This is a genomic window from Bradyrhizobium sp. (assembly GCF_049586575.1).
In the GTDB taxonomy this organism is placed as follows: Bacteria; Pseudomonadota; Alphaproteobacteria; order Rhizobiales; family Xanthobacteraceae; genus Bradyrhizobium.
Genome location: NZ_JBAVCF010000517.1, coordinates 1 through 2,763, shown reverse-complemented (window position 1 = coordinate 2,763; position 2,763 = coordinate 1). Strand labels below are relative to the sequence as shown.

General features: G+C 60.2%; 3 protein-coding genes. All 3 read right to left on the bottom strand.

Going from position 1 to position 2,763, the window contains the following annotated elements:
• Positions 1 to 365, bottom strand: a 365-nt coding sequence (locus WB528_RS19525; protein WP_423890037.1) for an efflux RND transporter permease subunit, incomplete at its 3' end; no start/stop codon positions are given.
• A 951-nt stretch (positions 366 to 1,316) separates the two neighbouring features.
• Positions 1,317 to 2,201 carry an alpha/beta fold hydrolase gene (locus WB528_RS19520; RefSeq protein WP_423890036.1) on the bottom strand — a complete coding sequence of 295 codons (885 nt, stop codon included), beginning with the start codon at positions 2,199 to 2,201 and terminating at the stop codon, positions 1,317 to 1,319.
• A 365-nt stretch (positions 2,202 to 2,566) separates the two neighbouring features.
• Positions 2,567 to 2,763: hypothetical protein (locus WB528_RS19515; protein ID WP_423890035.1), on the bottom strand; the 197-nt coding region annotated here is incomplete at its 5' end.

The following is a 2,763-nucleotide window of genomic DNA, read 5'->3' as shown; positions in this document are numbered from 1 at the left end:
GGCGGCAGCAATTTCAGCACCGTCTGCGAGGCCGCCGTCACCTGCGCCATCGCGGCGGCGATATTGACGTCCTTCTGGAAGAAGATCTTGACCACGCCATAGCCGGCGAGCGACTGCGACTCGAGATGCTCGATGTTGCTGACCTGGGCGGTCATATAGCGTTCGTAATAGTAGATGACGCGGCCGGACATGTCGTTCGGCGGCAGCCCGCCATAGCTCCAGACGACGGCAATCACCGGAATGTTGATGTTCGGGAAGATGTCGGTCGGGGTTGTCAGCGCCGCGCGGATGCCGAACAGCGCGATCAGCACCGCAAGGACCACGAACGTATAGGGGCGCCTGAGCGCTGTGAGAACGATCCACACGGCGCAAGCCTCCTAATGCCAACCGGAACGATTGTCGATTTCAGCCAACTTCACAGGCGACCTCAACCCCTGCCCCAGGGTCCGGAAGCGAAACCGCTGGAGAAGTATGACGGAAACACCACGAAATGAGCTTGGGGGCCATGCGCCTTTCCGTTCTGAACGACCGGACGTCCCCGATCCTGCCAGACGGCAGCCAGGCGGACAGGCTATCAGGATTCAACGATCTCGGCGAAGAATTCACAATTCTCCGCAAGGTCCGGACGGATACCATCATGATAGCTGCTTCGTATCCTTCCAGACTTCCAATGTGGGATCAAAAGCGCAAGGCGGCGATCGGACCGGCCTGCCTGGCCGGGATCGTGCGCGCATTCACTACCCCCGCCACGGAGCATGGGGGAGCCTGCCGCATTGCGGCAACTAATATAAAATTTAGTGGACGATCAGGGTGTTCCCTGACGTCTACCGCCCGCACTTCTAGCGCGTTTTGCAGCTGCGAAAAGGCAACCGTACAGCACAAAGCCCAAGGGGGCCCCCGCGGCCAGATTCCGCTGTTTTACGCCACCGTCAATGGGGTTCGCGGCACGGATCGCGGGCCAGCCAAAGTGCCCGTTCACGACTTGCGTGGCCGGCCCCGCTTGGCAAAAACCACGCCCCGCTCATCCGCAGAACGGCGAAGCGCGCCGGCCAGTTTGAGGGCTTCGTTGCGTTCAGGTCCGGGGGGCATCCGACGCGCAAGCTCCAGCGCGTCGGCGGCTGCGCCGTCGTGGTCCAGCCGGTCTCGTTCGGATGAGCGTTGAGAGTCCTTGCTCATCGCCCTGACAGCACTCCCTGCCCCCGTTTCATTTCAAAAATGCGTCGATCACGAGCTTTGTGAAGCTTGGCGCGATTCCCAACCACCGTCAACGAAGATGTTCCGCCATGCGGAATGCCGCCATCACCTTGATTCTACGATCAATTTTTCATGCCGGTGATGGACCCGCTGACCGCGCGAGGATCGCGCTGCGGCCAGCGGCCGCTTTCCACCTGAGCGAGAAAATCGCCGACGATTCGGTTGTATTCCTCCGGCTCTTCGATGTTGATCGCGTGGCCGGAGTTCGGAATTACCGAGAGTGCAGCCGAGGGAATGTTCTGTTTCATCAGGATGCCCGGCAACAGGCATGGCCAGTCCTCATCGCCAGTGACGACCAGGGTCGGCACGGTGATGCGCTTCATCTCTTCGACCAGCGTGTAGAGCGAGGGTCGCTCCTTCTGTACGCCCTGCTGGGTGTTGGCCGATCCGATCGCCGAATGTTCGGCCAGCATCCGCTTGAACTCGGCATGTCCGCGCGGGTCCTTGTTTTCATATTGCACACGGGTCGGACCGTAGGCGTAGCGTTCGGCGAACGCCGCCATGCCGTCTTTCCGCAGCGCGCCCGCGATCACCTCGGCCTCGGCGCGGAAAATCTCGCGCTTGTCGGGTTCGGCCCCATAGCCGCAGCCGCCGATGCAGAGCGACAGCGCGCGGCCGTGATGGCGAATGCCGAAATGCAGCGTCGCGAAGCCACCCATCGAGAGCCCAACGATGTGCGCTTTCGGCTCGCCGATATGATCGAGCACGGCGAGGATGTCGTCAGCCGCGCGTGTCTGCGAATACGACGCGACGTTTTCCGGCACGTCCGAGGGCGGAAAGCCGCGGGCATTATAGGCGACGGCACGATAGCGCTTGCCGAAATACCGCATCTGCGGCTCGTAGCTGCGCAAGTCCCCGGCGAATTCATGGACAAAGATCACGGGGCGACCCGATCCGGTTTCCTCGAAATAGAGCCGCACCCCATCGTCCGTCGTCGCATATGGCATCGTGATCCCCTGAAGGCGGCGTTGCTTGAACTTGTGTCGCGGCTCGTGACGCGATGTGCTCCTAGTGGTCCGGTTCTAACATTCGCATTCCTGCTCAGCTGCCACTTTTTTTGCAAATGTTAGAATCACGAGGACCACCGGCGAATATAGATCTCTAGTGGAGTTTCGGATTTGACATTCGCGTTTCACGAACTCGCGGCCGATTGGTAGCGAATGTCAAATCCGCTCCCTGGCATGCACGATCAGAACAACGAGACAAGTTGCGCGTCGTTCGTGTATCAACTCTATCGGTACACCCAACGTCATCGCGATCGCAAACCTTCGTGAGGGCGAGCCTCAGAAACAGGGAAAGAGATGGCAGGGTTTCAAGCGCAGGATACAAACTTCAGGGAGCGGGTGCGCGCCAGCTTTGCGCGGGCAGCACGCTGATGGCCATCACAGGGCGGCAGGACGTCGCTCATTGAGCGCGGCGCATCGTTGGAGACGATGTCGGAGCACACAGGAGGCTCGACACCAAAATTAAGCTTGTCAAAATTAAGGCTCGCTCCGCTCCTTGTAAAAC

Coding starts and splice junctions, on each gene's coding strand:
- WB528_RS19520 (WP_423890036.1), bottom strand. CDS start 2,201: ATGCCATATGCGACGACGGACGATGGGGTGCGGCTCTATTTCGAGGAA.